Here is a 1,856-nt window from a genome sequence, read left to right on the forward strand (position 1 = left end):
GGGCGCGGGCGGTCCGTTTTCCTCGCGCTGGCCTCAGTGACGAGGCCGTGGCCCGTTCACCTGTCCCCATCACTCATTGGTGGCGGGCCCTGCGTTGGAGGTCTTCTTTGCCGCTGCCTTCTTGGGAGCCTCCTTCTTGGCGGCACCCTTCTTGGCGGCGGGCTTCTTCGCGGTGGCCTTCTTGGCGGGAGCCTTCGCGTCCTTTTCAGGGGTCGCGTCGGCTGCCTGATCAGCAGCGGCACCGTCCTTCACGGTTTTTGTGGCCGCGGCGGAGGACTTTTTGGAGCCCTTCTTCGCAGTCGATGCCTTCTTGGCGGGAGCCTTCTTCGCGCCAGCCTTGGTGGAGGCCGCCTTCTTGGCGGTCTCCTTCTTCGCCGTGGCTTCCTCTTCCGCCGCAACGCCCTCTGTCGAGGCATCCTCAGCCTTCGCGGCCTCAGAAGCCGGCTCGGCAATGGCCGCAGCGGGCATCACGAGGGTCTCGTCCACGGGCTCGTCGACGGCGGGCAGGACCTGCGTGGCGTCGGAGTCGAGCGCGCCGGCCTCTTCGGCCTCCACGGGATCCATGACGATGGTTGCCTCGGCAGTGGGTTCCTCGGCGGCATCCTTCTGCGCAGCCTCAACCTCGGCAGCCTCAACCTCGGCAGCCTCGACCTCGGGGGCCAAGTCCTCCGCGGGCGCACTCTCGGGTGCCACGGCCTCATCAGTCACGGACTCGTCAATCGCGGCCTTGTCGGCCACCGCAGACTCGGCGTCCTCGGGCTTGGGCTCCCGGGGCTCGACGACCGGGATCTGGCCGGTGACGGTGCGTAGCATGTCGGCCTCGGCGCCGGTGGGGGCGACGGCCGGGAAGAAGTCCATGATCGACACGCGCGCGGGCTTCACCGTGGGCGTGGGGCGGGTTTCCGCGTCGAGGCGCGCCTCTTCCGCGACCGCGTACCAGCCGGGGTGGACGGTGGGCTCGTCCGGCGTTTCTTCTGATGGGCGCGACGCTGCCATCTCGGCGGGGGTCGGCGCAGGCGGCGGCACGAGCGCCGGCGCGATCGCCTGGACCGTGTCGGTCATGACGGGTCGGCCGGTACGCACGGGCGGGGGCACCTGCACGGGATGTTTCACGGATGTTTCACGCGCGGGGATCGGCGTGGTCTCCTGCTCATCCGGGGAAATCTCTCCCTCCGACGAGGCCTGAGCCTCCTCCTCATCGCCCGTTTCCTCGGGCGCGTCGGGGGCGGGTGCGCTCCCAGGTTCAGCGTCCTCGGCGGGAGCAATGTCCTCCTGTGATTCAGCGGCGCGCGAGTCGCCGGAATCGGCGGATGCGCCAGCGTCGATTACCGCGTCGGCGGGCGCCTCGCCCTGCGCGGGGGCAGGCTGAACGTCGGCGGCATTCTCCTCAGCGGAAGCGGCATCGGCGGGCTGCACGTCGGCCTCGGGCTTCACGCCCTCGGCCTGGTCGTCAGCGGTTTCGGATCCGGCGGCAGCAGATTCGGGCTTCTCGTCGGCGGATTCGTCCGCGGCAGCGTCAGCCGCAGCGGCGTTTTCTGCCGCCTCGACAGAATCAGCCCCGACCTCCTTCACGGTCGCCTCGTCCGCGCGCTCGGCGTCGGCACTCGCAGCCTCCGCAGAATCGGCTGCGGCAGAATCGGCGGCCACATCCTGAGAAGCCTCGGGCGACTCGCCTTCGGGCGCCTCGTTGTCGGCAACGACCGGCTCAACGCCGACAGCTGCCAGGGCGAGGGTGGCCTCGGGGTCGAGGGCCTCGGCTTCGCGGCGCTTGTGGGCCTCGCGGCGTTCCTGGGCGCGGCGGGCCTCGGCCTCGCGCTCGGCATAGGCCTCTTCGCCCGGGCCTTCGAGGGCCGCGG

1 pseudogene is annotated in these 1,856 nt (G+C 70.6%); it reads right to left on the reverse strand.

Features of this window, described 5'->3' with window-relative positions:
- Nucleotides 1-69: 69 nt before the first annotated feature.
- A pseudogene (locus HMPREF1137_RS10385) lies at nucleotides 70-1,856 on the reverse strand (mechanosensitive ion channel domain-containing protein); the annotation flags it as partial.

Source organism: Actinomyces sp. ICM39 (assembly GCF_000282935.1).
Classification (GTDB): Bacteria; Actinomycetota; Actinomycetes; order Actinomycetales; family Actinomycetaceae; genus Pauljensenia; species Pauljensenia odontolytica_B.